Origin of the sequence: Aeromonas sp. 9A, from assembly GCF_963900955.1 — a bacterium.
Classification (GTDB): domain Bacteria; phylum Pseudomonadota; class Gammaproteobacteria; order Enterobacterales; family Aeromonadaceae; genus Aeromonas; species Aeromonas salmonicida.
Genome location: NZ_CAWRFG010000001.1, coordinates 2,114,837 through 2,135,501, shown reverse-complemented (window position 1 = coordinate 2,135,501; position 20,665 = coordinate 2,114,837). Strand labels below are relative to the sequence as shown.

Below are 20,665 nucleotides of genomic sequence, written 5' to 3'. Positions count from 1 at the left end.
GACAGATTACTCCTGCGGCAGTGAGAGGCGAGCAGTCCGGCCGTTGTTGTAACGGCTCATGTCGATGGACTTGCCCTGATACTCGATATTGACCGCCATGGGCGCGCCAATGATGAGCTTGAGCGGCTCGGATCCTTCCAATACCAGTTGATCATTTGCTTTTTTCAGACCGCTGAACAGCGTCTTGCCATTGGCATCCTTGACGTCAAGCCAGCAGTCTGCGGTGAAGTTCATCTTGAGTTGGGAGGCAGTGGCTGCATCACTCCCTGTCTCGCCTTCCCCAGCCGATGTTGCCACCTCAGCGGACACATCCGTTGCAGCTGCACTGCTTGGGGTCGCTGGCGCAGCGGTTGCAGCAGCACTGCTCACGGTCTGCTCAACGGCAGTTGCCGCCGCATCAGAAACCGCCGGCATGACGGCAGGATCCGCCATCTCCATCGCAGGGGCCAGGGTGGCGCCCGGCATATTGCCAGTCACACCCATGTCAGTCGTACTGCTCATTTCTGTTGCCGCCAGAGCCTCGTCACCGGCGGAGCGACGCGCCGTACTCTGCCACCACCAGGCGACGGAGAGCGCGATCAGCACCAGGATCACCAGCCAGGTCACCACCTTGAGCCGGCTGTCGTTGGCTTGCTGGCGGGAACGGCGGGAGAAGCTCTGCATGTCGATGTTGTCAGGTGGCGTCAACCCCAGCTTGTCGTAGGCAGCCAGAATGGTTTCATCCGGGATGCCGACCAGCTTGGCGTAGGTGCGCAGATAACCCCGAATGAAAGTATGGGAAGTCTGTTTGTCATACGTATCTGATTCGATCGCAGCAATCAGGGTCAGACGAAGGTGAATGCGGGACGCAACCTGTTCTCGTGTCCAGCCAAGCTGTTCACGGGCGTTGCGCAGCAGCTGGCCTGGGCCTGCTGCCTGAGAGTCGTCTTGAATATCGTGTGGCTGTTCAGTAGTCATTGGCTAAGTAACGCTTGGCTTGTTGCGAAGTGGGATATTGCCTTACCAGCTCAGTCCCGAATTGGTGAAGGAGTGCCGGTTTGTCCATGGCCTGAGCCAGCCGCAATCTCAACCAGAGACTGCTTTCATTCTCGTCTGACACATCGGCAAAACGGACGAGATAGGCCTGCACATCAGGCAGCTTGCCATCTTTCATGGAAAGCTCAGCCATGTCCAGCAATAACCTTGGATTGCGGGGATTATACCCCAAGGCCAAGCGATAGTACTCGCTTGCTTTATCATTTCTGCGATTTTGAGCGGCGCAAAGTGCCGCATTTTCATAGGTATCGGCAAGCCGGATATAGTCGGGTTGACTCACGGCCTGCAGGAATGCCTTCTCCGCCTCGTCGAAGCGGCCACGGTTGCACAGGAAGGCACCATAGTTGTTCATTGCGTCAGCATTGGACGGATCCATGGCGAGGGCTTTCTTGTAGCTCTCTTCGGCCGCCTTGTAGTCCTCTACCTGCTGGTAGAAGTAGGCGAAGCCGATCTGGACCTTGGGGTTGTCGGGGTCGTATTGAAGGGCACGATCAAGATTGAACTTGGCCTGTTCGGCATTACCCTGCCGAAGATATTGAATACCTAAATCCAGACGGGTCTGAGCAGCCGCCTTGAGGTCGGGACCCACTTCACGCTGGGTAGAGTTCTGGCCAGCGTAAGTGGTCTCGGTAACACAGCCGGGCAGCGCGCTGAGCGCTGCTACTACGATCAATGTACGTGTATCCATTCCCTGACTATACAATGGCTTAGCAAGTTAAACCATTTTGACGGAAATCCCATCCTGTTGCATCCGATTTTTCATGGTGCGCTTGGTGCGATCGATGACCTCCCCCACCAGCTGACCACAGGCGGCATCGATGTCGTCACCACGGGTCTTGCGGACGATGACGGTGAAGCCATATTCCATCAACACCTTGGAGAAACGGTCGATGCGGCTGTTGCTCGGCTTGCCATAGGGATTGCCCGGGAAGGGGTTGAACGGGATCAGGTTGATCTTGCTCGGGGTGTCTTTGAGCACCTTGGCCAGCTCGTGGGCATGCTGCATGTCATCATTGATGTGATCGAGCAGCACATACTCCACGGTCACGCGACCGCCGTTGGCATTGGACTTGGCCAGATAACGGCGCACACCGGCGAGAAAGTCCTCGATGTTGTACTTGTCGTTGATCGGCATGATCTCGGAGCGCAGCTTGTCGTTCGGCGCATGCAGGGAGATGGCCAGGGCCACGTCAATTTGATCACCGAGAATGTCCAGCGCAGGCACCACACCTGAGGTGGAGATGGTGACACGACGCTTGGAGATGCCGTAACCGAAGTCATCCATCATCAGGCGCATGGCCGGTATCACATTGGCGAGGTTGAGCAGCGGCTCACCCATGCCCATCATTACAACGTTGGTGATGGGGCGCTTGCCACCGACGATTTTGGCGGCGCGCCACACTTGGCCGATGATCTCGGACACTTTCAAGTTGCGGTTAAAACCCTGTTGAGCGGTAGAGCAAAATTTGCACGCCAGCGCACAACCCACCTGGGAGGAGACGCACAGGGTCGCCCTGTCCTCTTCCGGTATGTAGACGGTTTCCACTTCCTGACCGCCCACCTGCAGCGCCCACTTGATGGTGCCGTCAGAGGAGCGCTGTTCACGGCTCACTTCCGGCGCCCGGATCTCGGCGATCGTCTTCAGGCGCTCGCGCAGTACCTTGTTGACGTTGTTCATCTGATCGAAATCATCACAACCGAAGTGATAAATCCACTTCATGATCTGATCTGCCCGGAATGGCTTCTCGCCCAGTTCGACGAAGAAGGCACGCATGGCATCCCGATCAAGATCCAGCAGGTTGGTTTTTATTTCGCTCATCAAAGGCCTCAGTCCACAAACTACATAAATTATTGGCTGACGATGTCAGGGGGCGGCATTGTACAAATAATGGGTCTGGCTTTCTACCCGGAGAATAAGGGGATATTGACCAAAAGGCCAAAAAACAAAAGGGAGCCGAGGCTCCCTTGATCATCTTCAAACGCCAGACTCAGCCGCGCGGGCAGATCTCGTCGTCGGAGAAGAAGTAGGCAATTTCACGGGCGGCAGAGGCCGGCGCGTCGGAACCGTGCACGGCGTTGCGGTCGATGCTCTCGGCGTAGCAGGCACGCAGGGTGCCGGCCAGGGCTTCTTTCGGGTTGGTCGCCCCCATGATTTCACGATGACGGCGGATGGCATCTTCTCCTTCCAGCACCTGTACCATGACAGGACCAGACGTCATGAAGCTGACCAATCCGTCATAGAAAGGCTTGCCCTGGTGTTCGGCATAGAAACCAGCGGCTTGCTCGCTGCTCATGTGCAGCATCTTGGCGGCGATGACTTTCAGACCCGCGCTCTCGAAGCGGTTATAGATGGCACCGATCAAGTTTTTGCTGACTGCATCCGGCTTGACGATAGAAAAGGTACGTTCGATGGCCATTGAGATCTTTCCTTAACTACAGAGTTTTATTGTTAGAATCCATGTTCGGCGGCGATTATACGTAAACAAAAACCGAAATAACACACAAAAAAGCAACTTTTTATTAAACAAACAAGTCCTTAAAACAACATCACCACTCATCTTGGCCCAGTGCGGCAGGAAAAAATGTGCGCTTGTGCACGATAGCCGTGTTAAGCCCCTGAAACCCTGCCTATTGCTCACTAATGCAGCACTGCTGAAAAGGGCACCCTCAGGTGCCTTTCCTTGACGATTGTCATCCTGCTCAGCGCGCTTCCGCCAGCAGGGTATGCGCTATGGTGCGCATCCCCAGGGTGTTGGCGCCCGGCGCCCACAGGCTGTCACCGTTCTCGCTGAAACAGGCGGCCAGATCGACGTGCAACCAACCCCGTCCTTCATTGCCAACGAAGCGGGAGAGGAAGCCTGCCGCGTTGGAGGCGCCGCCAGGGCCACCGCCCGGCACTGGGCGGCTGTTGGCCGTGTCGGCATAGTGAGACGGGCACTGCTGGCGGTGCCAGGGCTCCAGCGGCAGCGGCCAGGCGGGCTCCTGCTCGGCATCGGCGTAGGCCATGGCACGACTCACCAGTCCCTTGTCCAGTCCAAACAGAGCGTTGTAACGCCCCCCCAGCGCCATGACGGCGGCGCCCGTCAGGGTGGCTGCATCTATGATGAGCGGCGCCCCACAGTCGCTTGCCAGTTGCAGGCCATCGGCCAGCACCAGGCGCCCCTCGGCATCGGTATTGACGATCTCGACCGTGGTGCCGTTTTTGTAGGTGAGGATGTCACCCAGCTTGTAGGCGTGGCCGGAGACCAGATTCTCGGCGCAGCAGAGGATAAGCTTCACCCGCTTGTCGAGGCCGCGCAGTATGGCCAGCGCCAGAGCACCGGTCACTATGGCCGCCCCCCCCATGTCATGTTTCATGGTGAGCATGCCCTGGGAGGTTTTCATGGAGTAGCCACCGGAGTCGAAGGTGATACCCTTGCCCACCAGGGCCGCCGCCACCGGGGCGTTGCGATCCCCGGTCGGGTTGTAGTCCAGCTCCAGCAGCACGGGCTCGCGATCGCTGCCACGGCCAACCTGATAGAGACCGACCCAGCCCGCCTGTTGCAACGCCTCTCCTTTCAGGATGCGATGACTGATCCTGTCCGGCGCCAGCTCGGTAATGAAGGCCGCCGCCTCCACCGCCAGCTCCAGCGGCCCCAGTTGCTCCGGGGTGGCATTGGTCATCTCGCGGACCCAGCGTCCGCACAGCCAGCGCGCCTCCAGCTCCTCCCTGTCCTCTTCGGACGAGGTGGCCCACTGCAGCTCAACTTCGGCCTTGGGGGTCTGCAGTCCCTGGGCGAAGGCCCACTGCTGCTCGCGCTCCCAATGACCGGCCAGGGCCACTTTCTGGATCCCCTGGCTGCACAGGCGACGTGCCGCCTGCTGGATATCGATCAGCGGCGTAGCGGTCACCAGATGGATCACCATGCCATCGGCACGGTGAGAGAGCAGCGCCCCCTCCCCCCACTCTGCGGGAGCAAACTCACGGCTTAACCAGACGTTCATCCAAGTACCTCCTGCAACCGGCAATGTAAGCTGACCTTCATGCACTCACCTCCTGCAGCCAGCGTGCGATAGTGCGCAGACCGTGGCCTTTGGCCCCGGTTGCCCAGAGATCATTGCCTGATTTTTGATAAGAAGCCGCCAGATCCAGGTGTACCCAGCCCTTGCCCTCGTCACGCACGAAACGGGACAAGAAAGCGGCCGCCGTGGTGGCGCCGGCCGTGCCTTCGGCAGAGGCCACGTTGCCCAGCTCGGCAAAGGCAGAGGTGAGCTGGCCCACGTGCCAGGGTTCGAGTGGCAAGGCCCAGGCCTTCTCGTGTTCGGTTTTAGCGGCTGCCAGTGCCCGTTGCTGCTCGACTTCATCGAGGGCAAACACGGCGTTGTAGTCACGACCCAGCGCCGTCTTGGCGGCGCCGGTCAGGGTAGCGGCATCCAGGATGTAGGTCGCGCCACTGTCGGAGGCGGCCATCAGACCATCGGCCAGCACCAGACGCCCTTCGGCATCGGTATTCTGGATCTCGACCGAGATGCCGTTCTTGTAGGTGAGGATGTCGCCGAGCTTGAAGGCATGGCCGGAGACCAGATTCTCGGCGCAACAGAGAATGAGCTTCACCCGCTTGTTCAGGCCACGGCTGATGGCCAGCGCCAGAGCGCCTGTCACCATGGCTGCGCCCCCCATATCAGATTTCATCGGCAGCATGTTGTCAGAGGACTTCATGGAATAGCCACCGGAATCGAAGGTGATGCCCTTGCCCACCAGGGCGGCCACCACGGGGGCATTGCGATCCCCGGTCGGGTTATAGTCGAGCTCCAGCAGCACGGGCTCTCGCTCGCTGCCACGACCTACCGACCAGATGCCGATATGGCCGGCCTCACGCAACGCCTCGCCGGCTGTGATACGGGCAGTGACCTGATCCCCACCCAGACCACGGATCAGCAGCAAGGCTGATTCCGCCAGGCTCATGGGATAAATGGCTTCCGGGCAACCGTTGGTCACCTCGCGTACCCAGCGGGTCGCCTTGATCAGTGCATCTAGCTCGCGGGCATCAGAAACACTCTGCTCACCGAGGTCCAGTTCACGCACGCCCTTGGCGGCGTAGAAGCCCTGGGCGAAGGCGTAACGGCGTTCCAGATCCCAATCATCACCGACCAGCTTCACCCGCTTGATGCCGCTGGACTCGAGTCGACGGCCAGCGCGCTGGATGGCACGTAGTGCATCCGGCTCCTTGCGAGCAAGGTCCAGATGGATCAGCACCTGATCATCGTTGAAACTGAGCAGGGCGCCTTCGCCCCACTGGGCGGCCGCGGCCTGGGTGGACAACACTACCTTCATCATGTCAGCCATCTTCGCTTGCTTCCTTTTTATTGGCACTTTCATTAATGAATAGGGAAATAACGAGCACAAAAAAGGCCGTTCCCCTCGAGGGTCACGGCCTTCACCATATCATTACTGCACCATGAGATGCTGCACGCTCAATTCACTCATGTGTAATTAAGGTGCCATCAATGGCGTTCTGAGGCGAGGTTGATGGTGTACTTGGGCAGTTCCACCACCAGATCCTCGTCTGCCAGTCTGGCCTGGCAACTGAGGCGGGATTCCGGCTCCAGTCCCCATGCCTTGTCCAGCATGTCATCTTCCAGCTCATCGCTCGGCTCGAGGGAGTCAAACCCTTCTCGCACCACGCAATGACAGGTGGTGCAGGCGCAGGACTTCTCGCAGGCGTGCTCGATCTCGATGCCATTGCGCAGCGCCACATCCAGGATGGTCTCGCCACTCTTGCCTTCGAGCGCGGCACCGTCCGGACAGAGCTCGGGATGGGGCAGAATAATCAGTTTTGGCATATTACACCTTGTTGACGTTTTGTCCGGTCAGCACCTTGCGGATGGAGGCGTCCATCCGGCGGGCTGCAAATTCACCACTGACAGCGTCCGCCGCCTCGATGGCATCTTTGATTTGATTGGTTGTCCCTGCGGCGCGCACGGACAGCAGATGGGTGATCGCACTGTCGATGGCAGCACGCTCGGCGGTGCTCAGCAGCGCATCGCCATCGGCGGCCAGGGCAGCATTGAGACTTTCGACCACACGGTCGGCCTCCACCTGCTGCTCTGCCAGCATGCGGGCATCCATGTCTTGCTGGGCGTTGGCGATGGAGGCACTCAGCATGGTGAGAATGTCCTCCTCCCCCAGCCCGTAGGAAGGTTTGACCTGGATCTCGGCCTGCACGCCGGAGGATTTCTCCATGGCACTGACCGACAACAGACCATCCGCATCCACCTGGAAGGTGACACGAATGTGGGCGGCACCCGCCGCCATGGGGGGGATCCCGGTCAGGGTGAAACGGGCCAGGGAACGGCAATCGGCCACCAGTTCACGCTCCCCTTGCACCACGTGGATTGCCATCGCGGTCTGGCCATCCTTGAAAGTGGTGAACTCCTGGGCACGGGCCACCGGAATCGTGGTATTGCGCGGGATCACCTTCTCGGCGAGGCCACCCATGGTCTCAAGACCAAGGGAGAGCGGGATCACGTCCAGCAGCAGCATCTCGGCATCAGGCTTGTTGCCCACCAGGATATCGGCCTGGATGGCGGCGCCAATGGCGACTACCTTGTCCGGGTCGATACTGGTCAGCGGCGTACGCTGGAAGAATTCCCCCACTCGCTCGCGTACCAGCGGCACCCGGGTAGAGCCACCGACCATCACCACCTCCAGCACTTCTACCTGCTCCAGCCCCGCATCACGCAGGGCGCGGCGACAGGCCAGCAAGGTACGCTTGACCAGCGGAGTGATGAGTTCCTCAAACAGGTGACGACTCACCTCCCCCTGCCAACCGGCAAAGGCACAGGGCACCAGAGCGGCATCGGTCAGGCCGTGTTTGACGGCGGCGGCCACATCCAGCAATTCGCGCTGGGTGCTGGCATCGAGCTGACCTTCAAGGCCGGCTTGTGCCTTGATCCAGTCCGCCAGCAGGTGATCGAAATCATCGCCCCCCAGCGCCGAGTCTCCACCGGTAGCCATCACTTCAAACACACCGCGGTGCAGACGAAGGATGGAGATATCAAAGGTCCCGCCGCCGAGATCATACACTGCTATCACCCCTTCCTGACCGGAGTCGAGGCCGTAGGCAATCGCAGCCGCAGTGGGTTCGTTGAGCAGGCGCAGCACGTGCAGACCGGCCAGACGGGCCGCGTCCTTGGTACCCTGACGCTGGGCATCATCAAAATAGGCTGGCACTGTAATGACAACGCCATCCAGCTCGCCACCCAGTGCGGCGGCGCCACGCTCTGCCAGTTTCTTCAGAATTTCGGCTGAAACCTGTACCGGGTTGACCAGCCCCTGACGGGTCTGCAGCTGGGGCATGCCGTTATCGGCGGCCACAAACTGGTAAGGCTGCTGGCGAGTATCAATGTCGGCCAGGGCCTTGCCCATCATCCGCTTGGCGGAGACGATGGTGTTGTGAGGATCGAGTGAGGCTTCTCGCTTGGCGTCAAAGCCGACACGAATAGCATCAACCTGATAGTGCACCACTGAGGGCAGCAGATCCCGCCCCTGCTCATCGCAGAGAGTATCGGCGTGGCCGCTGCGCACTGCCGCGACCAGAGAATTGGTGGTGCCAAGATCGATGCCAACGGCACGTTTATGCTGATGAGGTGCGGCGCTCTGGCCGGGCTCGGCGATTTGCAGTAATGCCATGGGTAATCAAAATTCCAGCGTTAAAGGATCAAGACTCGAACAGTGAGTCTTCGAATCGTTCCAGCTCTTCGAGGAGCTTGTCGACAAACTTGAGTTTGCGGACGCAATCAGCCGCGATCAGATCATCGCCAGCGGCAAGCGTCAGTGTCAGCTGTTGCATCAACAGCTGGTGATCATGCCCTATTTCCTGGCGAAAATCCTTGATGGCCCCCTCAGAGTCGGCTTCCCCTTTCAAGTCGGCCAGGCGCTCACGCCACTCAAGTTGTTGCATCAGGAAGCTGGTGTCTTGCAGGGTTTGCTGCTCGCCACGAATATCGGTGCCTCGCAGGGAGAGCAGATACTCGGCTCGGCGCAGGGGCGTCTTGAGGGTGGTGTAGGCATCGTTGATCTGGGCGGCTCGTTGCACCGCAACCAGTTGTTCCCGCTCGGGCGCCGTGGCAAAACGATCGGGGTGGAACTGGGTTTGCAACTGACGGTAGGTGTCCGCCAGCTGACGGGTATCGAGCTCGAAGCTTTCAACCAGCCCAAAAAGCTCGAAATGATTCATGCAAACCTCTTAGACACAGACGTTTTCACCGCCACCAAACTCGCTGAGCCGGGTGTTGTTGAACTGGTCGTTTTCGACCAGTTCAACCGGCAGGACATCATGTATGTCAAACCTGTCAGACACTGAAACTTTCGCCGCAACCACACTCGCCCTTGGCGTTGGGGTTATTGAACTGGAAGCCCTCGTTGAGGCCTTCCTTGACGAAGTCCAGTTCGGTGCCATCCAGATGGATCAGGCTCTTGGCATCGACGATGATTCTGACACCGTTCTGCTCAAACACCTGATCTTCATCCGCCAGCTCATCGACAAACTCGAGCACATAGGCAAGACCCGAACAGCCGGTGGTCTTGACGCCGAGGCGAAGGCCTATGCCCTTGCCCCGGTTGGTCAGAAAAGAGGAAACCCGTGCCGCTGCGGCATCTGTCATGGTAATGGCCATACTGCTCTCCTGACCTTAGAGACCTTTCTTCTGCTTGTAATCGGCGATGGCGGCCTTGATGGCATCCTCAGCCAGAATGGAGCAGTGGATCTTCACCGGTGGCAGAGCCAGCTCTTCGGCGATGTCAGTGTTCTTGATGCCGGCGGCTTCGTCCAGGGTCTTGCCCTTGACCCACTCGGTCACCAGGGAGCTGGAGGCAATGGCGGAACCACAACCGTAGGTCTTGAACTTAGCGTCTTCGATGATGCCGTCGTCGCTGATCTTCAGTTGCAGCTTCATCACGTCGCCACACGCCGGAGCACCGACCATACCGGTCGCTATGTTGGGATCGTTCTTGTCGAAGCCACCTACGTTGCGGGGATTCTCGTAGTGGTCGATTACTTTTTCACTGTAAGCCATATCTAACTCCTGCTAATTCCGTTGATCACTGATCCGATGGATCAGTGATGAGCCCATTCGACCGTGTTCAGATCGACGCCGTCTTTGTACATCTCCCACAGGGGAGACATCTCGCGCAGACGACCGATGGAGTCACGGATAAGCTTGATTGCGTAATCAATCTCTTCTTCTGTGGTAAAGCGACCCAGGCTGAAACGGATGGAGCTGTGCGCCAGCTCGTCGTTCAGGCCCAGCGCGCGAAGCACATAGGAGGGCTCCAGGCTGGCCGAGGTACAGGCAGAACCGGAAGAGACCGCCAGATCTTTCAGCGCCATGATCAGGGATTCCCCTTCCACATAAGCGAAGCTGACGTTCAGGTTGCCCGGCACACGCTGTTCCAGGTCACCGTTGATGTAGACGGCTTCAATATCCTTGATGCCATCCCACAGACGCTGACGCAGGGCCATGATGTGCTGGCCTTCGCTCGCCATCTCTTCTTTGGCGATACGGAAAGCTTCACCCATGCCAACGATCTGGTGAGTCGGCAGTGTGCCTGAACGCATGCCACGTTCGTGGCCACCACCGTGCATCTGGGCTTCCAGACGAACGCGGGGCTTGCGACGCACAAACAGGGCACCGATCCCTTTCGGGCCGTATACCTTGTGCGCAGAAACAGAGAGCAGGTCAACTTTCAGCGCTTCCACATCCACCGGGATCTTGCCCACGCTCTGGACTGCGTCCACGTGCAGCAGGATCTTGCGGGAGCGGCACAGCTCGCCGATGGCGGCAATGTTTTGCACCACGCCAATTTCGTTGTTGACGTGCATGATGCTCACCAAAATGGTGTCATCGCGCAGAGCGCCTTCGATCTGCTCCAGGGTGAACAGGCCGTTCGGCATCGGCTCGAGGTAAGTCACCTCATAGCCTTCACGCTCCAGCTGGCGGCAAGTATCAAGTACTGCCTTGTGCTCTGTCTTGGAGGTGATGATGTGCTTGCCCTTGCCAACATAAAAATGGGCAACGCCCTTGATGGCCAGGTTGTTGGATTCGGTCGCGCCGGAGGTAAAGACGATCTCGCGCGGGTCTGCACCGATCAGCTCTGCCACTTGATTACGGGCCAGGTCTACCGCCTCTTCGGCTTGCCAGCCAAAGCGGTGGGAACGGGAAGCTGGATTGCCGAACAGGCCATCCATGGTGAGACACTGCATCATTTTTTCTGCGACACGCGGGTCCACCGGACAGGTTGCCGAATAATCAAGGTAAATAGGCAGTTTCATGTTTTTCTCCGTTACAGCCAGGGTCACACATCGACCGGCCGTGGAAAGCACGTTTGTTTATAGTTGGACTTTCAAGCTCACATCGCCGTGTTCTACCCGATCAACCAGGGACAACACGGTTTTCATTTGTTCATCTTGCTTGCCGGCAATCCGGCGCACGTCCGCCTGACCCACCAGCTCAGCCAGGGTGATATCCCCCAGGAAACTGGAAATACGCTCGCTGAGATCACGCCACAGGGAGTGAGTGAGACACTGGGTGCCGCCGTGGCAGCCGCCTTTGCCGAGACATTTGGTGGCATCAACCGACTCGTCGACTGCAGTGATCACCTGACCAACAGAGATAGCATCAGGGGCCAGACCGAGGCGATAACCACCGCCCGGACCACGCACACTGCTCACCAGACCATGCTTGCGCAGGCGGGCAAACAGTTGCTCGAGATAGGACAAGGAGATGCCCTGGCGCTCCGAAATATCAGCCAGGGGCACAGGCCCCTGCTCTGCATGCAACGCCACGTCGAGCATGGCAGTCACAGCGTAACGTCCTTTTGAGGTCAGTCTCATATGCCTTACCGTCTTGCGAACCAATCAATATGGGCACATGGTCACATACCCGACTAAAACAGTCAAGTATATGGTTGAGTAATACAGTCGGGTTTAATCCTGCGGCTTTGGCTTCTGGATCGAGGTCAGAATGCCGCGCAAAATATTGAGTTCTATCGCTTCCGGGCGGGCCCGATTGAACAGGCGGCGCAGCTTGCTCATCACCTGACCCGGGTGGTCGTCGGCAATGAAGCCTGTTTTGAGCAGAGTCTGCTCCAGATGCTGATAAAAGCCTTCCAGCTGATGGGCGCTGGGATAATCCGCCTCGCTCTCCACCTCGGGAGCCTGATCCTGCAGCCAGCACATCCGCACTTCATAGCAGATAGTCTGTACCGCCATGGCCAGATTGAGGGAGCTGTATTCCGGATTGGCAGGAATGGCCACATGGTAGTGGCATTTCTGCAGCTCGTCGTTGGTGAGGCCAGTGCGTTCACGGCCAAACACCAGGGCAACCGGGTGCTGCATCCCCTCCCCCACGGCTTTTTCCCCTGCTTCACGGGGATCCAGCATGGGCCAGCTCAGGGTGCGGGAACGGGCACTGGTGCCGATGACCAGACCGCAGTCAGCAATGGCCTCATCCAGGGTCGATACGACACGGGCATTGGCGAGCACATCACTGGCACCTGCAGCCAGCGCATGAGCGCCGTCATCAGGCAAGGCTTGCGGATCAACCAACACCAACCGGGTCAGCCCCATGGTCTTCATGGCTCGCGCCGCGGATCCCATGTTGCCTGTGTGAGAGGTGTTTACCAAAACGATACGAATCTGATCCAACATGCCCAGTCAATCTTCAGTCAAAAATGGCGCGCAATTGTAACATAGCCAATCGCTATTTTGGCACCGTAAATGGCGTTCCATTTCACAACAAAACCGTCATTTTGTAGAACAAAGCATCATTAGCCAACCGGGGAGGCTGGCTAAACTTGGAGGATGGAGAAGGAAACGAGTGGAGGAGACATGTGCCCACATTGGCTTTATGAGAGGTTGCCTGCCTGCTATTTGTTGACGGCAGTCGGCATGATCATGCTCACCGACTCCCCTTTGCTCTGGCTGGCAGGTGCCCTGCTGTTTGTGGCCGGTGCGGCGAGCTGGATGATGCGCTCCAGCTATCGGCGTACCGACCTGGTCATCTTTCCGACCAAGCGCTGGTTCCAGCCGGAATGGCTCTACGAGGCCCAGCCCTTTATCTGGCTGGCGCTGGGGTTGCTGCTCTCTCACCTCCCCGATGCCATGGCCCTGATGGCCTTGCTTCCTTGTGCCTGGGCATGCCGCTGCCTGTGGGTTCGCAGTCACTACCGCCACCATGCAGCTGGCCTGGCTTCACACTTGAGACGGGATCCCGCCCGTCGGCGCAGGGTGCGACTCCTGCGCTGACAGGGCACGCGCCCCTTCAATAAAGGTAGCGAGATCCATCAGGGGATAGCGCATCAGGCTCGGCAAACCGTCCAGATCCAGGCTGTCCATCAGGTTCTTCACCTCCAGTCCCAGCTCGGTATCTCCCTCAATCTTCAGCTTGCGCTGAAAGAAAAGGGAATCAGGATCCTCTTTGCGACCAGCGATCAGGATGAGGTCGTTGGTGGTTCCGCTGAAACAGACATCCGCATGATCGCAATGGCGTGCCACCACCAGCTTTCCATCCTGTTCGCTGATAAACCAGCAAAGCTCAAGATCCGATACCTCGACTTTCAGCCACTTGCCAGCCAGAAACTCGAAATCACCATCTTCGATGGCCTCCTTGAACACCCGCGCCAGCAGGCGCTCCATCAGGTTCTGCTGCAGGGTAAAAGGCACCAGTTTGAGGGGGTGACGCAAAAAGCGGGGGGCCTGTTCGACCAGACGACGTTGCAGTTGTTGAAACACGATGAACTCCCAAGTTTTTACGCATTCAAGCACAGGGTTGCACTCTGGATCCTGTGGGAAATCAAACTTGTGCCGACTTACCTCAAGAAGGGTAAAGCCACACAAAGCTGCCTCAGGTCAAAAAGTGGGAAGGCATCGATGAATACAATCGGGCCACTTTTGCATTTTTCCCCTCTCGGAGCGTACCCGATGGAATTACTCTGTCCGGCAGGCAGCTTGCCGGCACTGAAAACAGCCGTGGATAACGGGGCCGATGCGGTTTATATCGGCTTCAAGGATGACACCAATGCCCGCCACTTTGCCGGTCTCAACTTCACCGACAGCAAGCTGGAAAAGGCGGTGGACTACGTGCATCAACATGGCCGCAAGCTGCACATCGCCATCAATACCTTCGCCCACCCGGGATCCGATACCAGATGGAAACAGGCAGTAGACAGGGGGGTTGCCCTGGGTGCAGATGCGCTGATCATCGCCGATCTCGCCGTGCTCGATTACGCCAGCCGCCATTATCCGGACATGGAGCTGCACGTTTCTGTGCAAGCCAGTGCCACCAATGCCGCCGCCATCCGCTTCTATCAGCAGCATTTCAATGTCGGCCGGGTGGTCTTGCCACGGGTGCTCTCCATGCACCAGGTCCGGCAGCTGGCCCGCGAGACCGACGTCGGCCTGGAAGTGTTCGCCTTCGGCAGCCTCTGCATCATGGCGGAGGGCCGCTGCTACCTATCCTCCTACATGACAGGGGAGAGCCCCAACACGGTCGGTGCCTGCTCACCGGCCAGGTTCGTGCGCTGGGAAGAGACCCCAAGCGGCCTTGAGTCACGGCTCAACGAGGTGCTGATCGACCGCTACGGCCCGGGTGAAAATGCTGGCTATCCGACCCTGTGCAAGGGGCGTTTCGAGGTGGATGGCCAGACCTACCACGCACTGGAAGAGCCGACCAGTCTCAACACCCTTGGCCTCTTGCCCGAGCTGTTCCAGACCGGCATCCAGTCAGTCAAGATTGAAGGGCGCCAGCGCAGCCCCGCCTATGTGGAGCAGGTCACCCGGGTCTGGCGTGCGGCCATCGATGCCTATCAGGCCAATCCCCAGGCCTATCAGGTCAAAGCCGAGTGGGATGCCCAGCTCGCCCGCGTCTCCGAAGGGAGCCAGACTACCCTAGGTGCCTATCACCGTCAGTGGCAATAAGGAGGCCCGATGCCATTTCTTCCCGAAACAACCGATGCTGCCTTCAGCCCCTTCAGTCGCCACAAGGAGCACAACTAATGCAATTTTCTCTCGGGCCCCTGCTCTTCTATTGGCCCAAGGCCGACACCCAGGCCTTCTACCAAGCCGCTGCCGACAGTCAGGCAGATATCATCTATCTGGGAGAAACCGTCTGCAGCAAACGCCGCGAGCTGAAAGCAGATGACTGGATTGCCCTCGCCCGCCAGGTAGCCAGCACCGGCAAGCAGGTGGTGCTCTCGACCCTGGCCCTCATCTCTGCCCCCTCCGAACTCAAGGAGGTGAAGCGGCTGGTCGACAACGGCGACCTGCTGGTCGAAGCCAACGATCTGGGCACTGTTCAACTCGCCAGCGAGGCCGGGCTCCCGTTTGTCTGTGGCCCCGCCATCAACGCCTACAATGCCGATGTGCTGCGCATGCTGCTCAAACAGGGGATGACACGCTGGGTGATGCCGGTGGAGCTCTCCCGCGACTGGCTGGTTCAGCTCAGTCAGGATCTGGGCGCTGCCCGTCAGCAGTTTGAAGTGGAGGTGTTTGCCTACGGCCATCTGCCGCTCGCCTATTCGGCGCGCTGCTTCACTGCCCGCTCCCTCGACAAGCCCAAAGACAACTGCGAGCTCGCCTGCATCCATTACCCCACTGGCCGGCTGGCCAGCAGCCGCGAGGGGCAGAAGGTGTTCAATCTCAACGGCATCCAGACCCAGTCCGGTTACTGTTACAACCTCGGCAACGAGCTTGGCGGTATGGCGGATCTGGTGGATGTGGTACGCCTCTCCCCGGAGGGACTGGACACCCTTGAGATGCTGGCTCGCTTCAAGGCCAACCAGCAGGGGCAGGCCCCTCTGCCCCTGCAACAGGAGCGGGACTGCAACGGTTACTGGCGCCAGATCCCTGGCATGAGTCTGGTGGAATGACACAGCACCAATACCGGACCTGAGCGCGGCGGCCACGGCTGCTGGAGTCAAATATCCCCGGCATAAGTCCTGATGGAATGACACAGCACCAATGCCGGACCTGAGCGCGGCGGCCACGGCTGCTGGAGTCAAATATCCCCGGCATAAGTCCTGGTGGAATGACACAGCACCAATACCGGACCTGAGCGCGGCGGCCACGGCTGCTGGAGTCAAATATCCCCGGCATAAGTCCTGATGGAATGACACCGTACCAATACCGGATCTGGGCACGGCGGCCACGGCTGCTGGTGTCAAATATCCCCGGCATAAGCTCTGATGGAATAACACCGTACCAATACCAGCACACAGACAGCAAAAAGGCCTCATCAAGAGGCCTTTTTTACATCGCAGACACAGGCAAATCAGGATGCCTGTTTGCTGCTCTTGCCCTGTGAACTCTGGGCGCCCGGCGGCAAGGGTTTGCGCGCCATCAGCTCCAGCTCCAGCAGGGCGTATCTGTGCTCGATGAAGTCATACACGTTGTTGGCAAGCGCCAGCTTGAAGTAGCTGATGGCTTCCTTGCGGTTGCCCTTGGCCAGTTCAAACTTGCCCAGATAGAAGTAAGTTTCACACAGGCGCTCGGCGAGCTCCCGGTTATCCTTCACTCCTTTCACCACATTGCCCATCAACTGGGTGGCATTGAGCTCACCGGTATAGAGGCGAACCAGATCCCAGTTCCAGGCGTCGTCGTCATATTTGTTGAGACGCTCTCGCATCCTGCTCATGGCAGCTGGCGCATTGAGCTTCTGCTCAGCCAGATAGAGCCACATCACCCGATATGGGTCTTCCGGCTGCGCTTCATAGAAGCGTTTCATGTCGGCGGCGGCCAGTTCGGGGCGATTACCGTAATAGAGTGCGATCCCGCGGTTGAGATAGGCATAGTCATAGTCGGGAGCCAGTTCGAGAGCGGAATCAAATGCCTCGTAGGCTTCGTCATAATTCTGCTGCTGCACCAGATAGACGCCGATGAAATTATAGGCCTCGGCAAAATCCGGTTTCTCCCGCAAGGCACGGTTGAAATCCAGCCTCGCCAGGGAGCGCAAGCCGACCCGATCAAACACCACGGCACGCTCATAAAACAGTTCGGCACGTTGCTCAGTGGTCAATTCCATCTCACCGAGCATCTGACCGAGTCGCGCCAACGCCAACTCGCTCTGGTAAGAGACCTGCAGGGGGGTCGCCAATACCAGTGAAGCGGGTTGCGGCTTGGGAACTTGAGGCGCTTTAACCTGACTGCTACTGCTGCAACCCCACATGGGGAGCAACAACAGGACACCAAGGAGGTATCCAATCCCTTTCCTGACGTTCAATGAACACTCCGACGCTTACGCTTGACCCCGCATATGGTAAAGGTCAACCGCCACTTTGTCATGTGGCGGTTCCCCTCTCCCTCAAATAAATCAGGATTCGACAGGGTATCCGGCCTCACACCAGCCCCGAAAACCGCCATCGACACTGACAACCCGGCTATAACCCATTTTTTGCAGATTTTCCGCCACCAGGATGGAGCGGAAACCCCCACCACAATAGAGATAGAGTTCAGTCTGCGGATCCGGATAGCGAGTCTCGATATCGCGTTCAATCACGCCGCGACCAAGGTAGGCCGCCCCTGGCAGGTGACCTCTGGCCCACTCGCTCTCCTCCCGCACGTCGATCAGGTGAAAAGCACGCCCCTCATCCTGCCAACGTTTGATCTGGTGCACGTCAGTCTCTTGCACCTGAGGGCGAATGGCCTCGACCAGGGCCAGAAAACGGGGATTGTGTTGCATGGCTTGCTCCTTGCCTTAGGTAATGGAAGATGGGTCATCGGGGAGCATAATGACTCACCCGCCCCATAAGAGAAAGGGCGCCTCACGGCGCCCTTGTCGATTACGGCAGGATCTCTTGCTGATCCGCGCCCTCTTTTTCCACCAGGGTCGGCAGCATGTGCTCCCGCTTGACCCCGAGGAACATGGCGAAGGCACTCGCCACATAGATGGAGGAGTAGGTACCGAAAGCAACACCTATCACCATGGCCACCGCGAATCCGTGGATCAGGGCACCGCCCTTGAGCAGCAGTGCCAACACCACCACGAAGGTCAGACCCGAGGTAATGATGGTCCGACTCAGGGTCTCGGTCATGGAGAGATCCAAGATGTACTCCGTATCCCCCTTGCGCACCTTGCGAAAATTCTCCCGCAGCCGGTCGAACACCACTATGGTGTCATTCAAGGAGTAGCCCACCAGGGTCATCAGCGCCGCCAGCACGGTCAAGTCGAACTCGTACTGGAAGTAGGCAAACACGCCCAGGGTGATGACAACGTCGTGCACCAGGGAAACAATCCCCCCCAACGCCAGACGCCACTCGAAGCGCACCGCCACATAGGCCATGATGCAGAGGATGGAAGCCAGCATGGCCAAGGCGCCATCGGTGGCCAGTTCATCACCCACTGAGGGGCCGACGAACTCGACACGCTTGAGCACGGCATCAGGATCGATCTGCCTGGCTGCCGCCAGCACTTCGTTGCCCTGCTGTTCCACCTTGACCCCCTCTTCTGGGGTCATGCGCACCAGCACATCGCGGCTGGAGCCGAAGTGTTGCAGGGTCGCCCCTTCAATCTTCTGCTCATCCAGCACCTCGTGGATCTTGTCCAGGCTCACCGACTGCTGGAATCCCACCTCTATGGTGGTACCGCCGGTAAAGTCCAGACCCCAGTTCAGGCCCCGATCGAACAGGAAGAACAGGGAGATCACCATCAGCAGGGTAGAGAAGACCACACCCGGCTTGGCATAGCGCATAAACGGGATAGGTTTTTCAAAATGTAGAATCTGAAACATGTCTCTTCCTTAGATCGGCAGCTTGTCGATACGCCGTCCACCCCAGCCCAGATTGATAATGGCGCGGGAAACCGTGATGGCAGTAAACATGGAAGCCGTCAGACCAATACCCAGGGTCAAGGCAAAGCCCTTGATGGCACCGGTACCGATACCGAACAGGATCACACAGGTGATGAGCGAGGTAACGTTGGAGTCAGCGATGGTCGAAAATGCGCGGTCAAAACCCATATGAATGGCCTGCTGCACACCGCGACCATTGCGGATCTCTTCCCGGATGCGCTCGAAGATCAGCACGTTGGCATCCACCGCCATACCGAGCGTCAAGACGATACCGGCAATACCCGGCAGTGTCATGGTGGCCCCCGGGATCATCGACATGATGCCGACAATCAATACCAGGTTGAACACCAGCGCCAGGTTGGCCACCCAGCCGAAGGTGCGGTAGTAGATCCCCATGAACAGCACTATCACCAGCATGGCCCAGCCGATGGCTTCCATACCGTTATCGATGTTTTGCTGACCCAGGCTTGGGCCTATGGTGCGCTCTTCAACGATCTGGATGGGTGCGATCAGGGCACCGGCACGCAACAGCAGCGCCAGGTTATGAGCTTCGTTGGCGTTGTCGATACCCGTGATGCGGAACTGGCTGCCAAGGCGCGACTGGATAGTGGCGACGTTGATCACCTCTTCCTGCTTGCGGAACTTGCGCTTGCCATCCGGACCGGGTTGGCCCACAGGCTTGTATTCGATGAAGACGGTAGCCATGCCTTTACCAACGTTGTCCTTGGTAAAATTCGCCATCTTGTTGCCACCCTGGCCATCAAGCTTGATGTTGACCTGGGGACGGCTGTATTCATCGAAACCGGACTGGGCACCCACTATGTGGTCACCGGTCAGGATCACCCGTTTTTGCAACACGACGGGGCGACCATTGCGGTCGTTGTATACCTTGGAACTCGGCGGTACACGGCCATCGGCAGCAGCCTGGATATCGGCCGTTTCATCGACCATGTGGAATTCCAGGGTCGCGGTCGCGCCCAGGATCTCCTTGGCACGGGCCGTATCCTGAATACCGGGCAGCTGTACCACTATGCGTTCGGCACCCTGCTGCTGAACCAGCGGCTCAGCCACCCCCAGCTCGTTCACCCGGTTGCGGATGATGGTGATGTTCTGCTCGAGAGCATACTTTCTCACCTCTTTGATCTTGGCATCACTGAGGGCAGCGTTGAGAACGAACTCATCCCCTTTCTGCTCTGTGGTGAAGGTCAAATCCGGGTTCTGACGACGCAGATAAGAGACGGCACGTTCCTGATCCGCTTCATCACGGAACAGAACCTGTACCTGATCACCGACTCGACGTACGCCGGAGTAACGGATCTTCTGGGTACGCAGCTCGGTGCGAAAATCCTGCACCATCTGCTCTTGCTGCTTGGTCAGCGCCTCGGCCATGTCCACTTCCATCAGGAAGTGCACACCGCCGCGCAAGTCAAGACCCAGCTTCAACGGCGCTGCACCGATGGCTTCGAGCCAGGCAGGAGTAGACGGCGCCAGGTTCAAGGCGGTAATGAAATTGTCACCGAGCTTGTTGGCAACCAGATCACGCGCCTTGAGCTGATCTTCGGTATTCTGGAAACGAACGAGGATGAGACCATGCTCAAATGCAGCATGCTTGACCGGAATGCTGGCGGCCTCAAGGGTCTCTTTGACCAAGTCAAGGGTGTCCAGCTTGACTTCGGCACCACGGCTGGCAGACACCTGCAAGGCCGGGTCTTCACCGTAAAGATTGGGGGCTGCATATAGAAAACCGATGGCGATCACGAAGACCACCATCAGGTATTTCCACAGCGGATAGCGATTTAACACGCT

At 58.4% G+C, this 20,665-nt stretch carries 22 protein-coding genes; 3 read left to right on the top strand and 19 right to left on the bottom strand.

What is annotated here, in order from left to right; all coding sequences use genetic code 11:
* Nucleotides 1–6: 6 nt before the first annotated feature.
* The 14 genes from rodZ to trmJ all read right to left on the bottom strand — a co-directional run bounded on the left by rodZ (nt 7) and on the right by trmJ (nt 12,725).
* Nucleotides 7–957, bottom strand: coding sequence for a cytoskeleton protein RodZ (gene rodZ, locus AACX78_RS10080; RefSeq protein WP_059112284.1), 951 nt, complete (start codon nt 955–957; stop codon nt 7–9).
* On the bottom strand, nt 947–1,738 hold the full coding sequence (gene tapF, locus AACX78_RS10075; RefSeq protein WP_159166101.1) for a PilW family type IVa pilus biogenesis/stability lipoprotein TapF: 792 nt from the start codon (nt 1,736–1,738) through the stop codon (nt 947–949). The genes rodZ and tapF overlap by 11 nt, the downstream gene beginning before the upstream one ends.
* Nucleotides 1,739–1,750: 12 nt before the next feature.
* Nucleotides 1,751–2,854 (bottom strand): bifunctional tRNA (adenosine(37)-C2)-methyltransferase TrmG/ribosomal RNA large subunit methyltransferase RlmN, encoded by a 1,104-nt coding sequence (locus AACX78_RS10070; RefSeq protein ID WP_087755914.1) that lies wholly within the window; start codon nt 2,852–2,854, stop codon nt 1,751–1,753.
* Between the two features lie 169 nt (nt 2,855–3,023).
* Nucleotides 3,024–3,452 carry a nucleoside-diphosphate kinase gene (gene ndk / locus AACX78_RS10065; RefSeq protein ID WP_005310418.1) on the bottom strand — a complete coding sequence of 143 codons (429 nt, stop codon included), beginning with the start codon at nt 3,450–3,452 and terminating at the stop codon, nt 3,024–3,026.
* Nucleotides 3,453–3,735: 283 nt separating this feature from the next.
* A complete protein-coding gene (gene pepB / locus AACX78_RS10060; protein WP_058394702.1) occupies nt 3,736–5,019 on the bottom strand; it encodes an aminopeptidase PepB in 1,284 nt (427 codons plus the stop codon).
* Nucleotides 5,020–5,056: 37 nt separating this feature from the next.
* Nucleotides 5,057–6,361 carry an aminopeptidase PepB gene (gene pepB, locus AACX78_RS10055; protein ID WP_159166100.1) on the bottom strand — a complete coding sequence of 435 codons (1,305 nt, stop codon included), beginning with the start codon at nt 6,359–6,361 and terminating at the stop codon, nt 5,057–5,059.
* 158 nt (nt 6,362–6,519) lie between these two features.
* On the bottom strand, nt 6,520–6,858 hold the full coding sequence (gene fdx, locus AACX78_RS10050) for an ISC system 2Fe-2S type ferredoxin (protein ID WP_005310414.1): 339 nt from the start codon (nt 6,856–6,858) through the stop codon (nt 6,520–6,522).
* A gap of 1 nt (nt 6,859) precedes the next feature.
* Nucleotides 6,860–8,707 (bottom strand): Fe-S protein assembly chaperone HscA, encoded by a 1,848-nt coding sequence (gene hscA / locus AACX78_RS10045; protein ID WP_159166099.1) that lies wholly within the window; start codon nt 8,705–8,707, stop codon nt 6,860–6,862.
* A 28-nt stretch (nt 8,708–8,735) separates the two neighbouring features.
* Complete coding sequence (gene hscB / locus AACX78_RS10040; protein ID WP_159166098.1) at nt 8,736–9,254, bottom strand: co-chaperone HscB; 519 nt, start codon at nt 9,252–9,254, stop codon at nt 8,736–8,738.
* Nucleotides 9,255–9,369: 115 nt separating this feature from the next.
* Nucleotides 9,370–9,693, bottom strand: coding sequence for an iron-sulfur cluster assembly protein IscA (gene iscA, locus AACX78_RS10035; protein ID WP_005310407.1), 324 nt, complete (start codon nt 9,691–9,693; stop codon nt 9,370–9,372).
* Between the two features lie 15 nt (nt 9,694–9,708).
* Entirely contained in the window at nt 9,709–10,092 is a 384-nt protein-coding gene (gene iscU / locus AACX78_RS10030; protein ID WP_005310405.1) for a Fe-S cluster assembly scaffold IscU, read from the bottom strand.
* Nucleotides 10,093–10,133: 41 nt separating this feature from the next.
* Nucleotides 10,134–11,348 (bottom strand): IscS subfamily cysteine desulfurase, encoded by a 1,215-nt coding sequence (locus AACX78_RS10025; RefSeq protein ID WP_159166097.1) that lies wholly within the window; start codon nt 11,346–11,348, stop codon nt 10,134–10,136.
* 57 nt (nt 11,349–11,405) lie between these two features.
* Nucleotides 11,406–11,909, bottom strand: coding sequence for a Fe-S cluster assembly transcriptional regulator IscR (iscR, locus tag AACX78_RS10020; RefSeq protein ID WP_017411386.1), 504 nt, complete (start codon nt 11,907–11,909; stop codon nt 11,406–11,408).
* A 93-nt stretch (nt 11,910–12,002) separates the two neighbouring features.
* Nucleotides 12,003–12,725, bottom strand: coding sequence for a tRNA (cytosine(32)/uridine(32)-2'-O)-methyltransferase TrmJ (trmJ, locus tag AACX78_RS10015; protein ID WP_159166096.1), 723 nt, complete (start codon nt 12,723–12,725; stop codon nt 12,003–12,005).
* A gap of 180 nt (nt 12,726–12,905) precedes the next feature.
* Here trmJ and AACX78_RS10010 point away from each other — a divergent pair, with 180 nt between their 5' ends.
* Nucleotides 12,906–13,322, top strand: a complete 417-nt coding sequence (locus AACX78_RS10010) for a hypothetical protein (RefSeq protein WP_059112290.1) — start codon at nt 12,906–12,908, stop codon at nt 13,320–13,322.
* On the opposite strand, the gene ubiT is transcribed toward AACX78_RS10010, so the two are convergent.
* Nucleotides 13,269–13,808: a ubiquinone anaerobic biosynthesis accessory factor UbiT gene (gene ubiT, locus AACX78_RS10005; protein WP_159166095.1), complete on the bottom strand. Its 540-nt coding sequence runs from the start codon at nt 13,806–13,808 to the stop codon at nt 13,269–13,271. The genes AACX78_RS10010 and ubiT overlap by 54 nt on opposite strands.
* A 189-nt stretch (nt 13,809–13,997) precedes the next feature.
* Between ubiT and ubiU the strand changes: the two genes are divergently transcribed.
* Nucleotides 13,998–14,993: a ubiquinone anaerobic biosynthesis protein UbiU gene (gene ubiU / locus AACX78_RS10000; protein ID WP_159166094.1), complete on the top strand. Its 996-nt coding sequence runs from the start codon at nt 13,998–14,000 to the stop codon at nt 14,991–14,993.
* A 77-nt stretch (nt 14,994–15,070) separates the two neighbouring features.
* Nucleotides 15,071–15,943: a U32 family peptidase gene (locus tag AACX78_RS09995; RefSeq protein WP_159166093.1), complete on the top strand. Its 873-nt coding sequence runs from the start codon at nt 15,071–15,073 to the stop codon at nt 15,941–15,943.
* A 401-nt stretch (nt 15,944–16,344) separates the two neighbouring features.
* Here AACX78_RS09995 and nlpI read toward each other — a convergent pair whose 3' ends face one another.
* The 4 genes from nlpI to secD form a co-directional block, all read right to left on the bottom strand.
* Nucleotides 16,345–17,292 (bottom strand): lipoprotein NlpI, encoded by a 948-nt coding sequence (nlpI, locus tag AACX78_RS09990; RefSeq protein WP_282790523.1) that lies wholly within the window; start codon nt 17,290–17,292, stop codon nt 16,345–16,347.
* Nucleotides 17,293–17,382: 90 nt separating this feature from the next.
* Complete coding sequence (locus AACX78_RS09985) at nt 17,383–17,751, bottom strand: rhodanese-like domain-containing protein (protein WP_021139835.1); 369 nt, start codon at nt 17,749–17,751, stop codon at nt 17,383–17,385.
* A 100-nt stretch (nt 17,752–17,851) separates the two neighbouring features.
* Nucleotides 17,852–18,799 carry a protein translocase subunit SecF gene (gene secF, locus AACX78_RS09980; RefSeq protein ID WP_111589383.1) on the bottom strand — a complete coding sequence of 316 codons (948 nt, stop codon included), beginning with the start codon at nt 18,797–18,799 and terminating at the stop codon, nt 17,852–17,854.
* Between the two features lie 9 nt (nt 18,800–18,808).
* A complete protein-coding gene (gene secD / locus AACX78_RS09975; RefSeq protein ID WP_111589382.1) occupies nt 18,809–20,662 on the bottom strand; it encodes a protein translocase subunit SecD in 1,854 nt (617 codons plus the stop codon).
* Between the last annotated feature and the right edge of the window lie 3 nt (nt 20,663–20,665).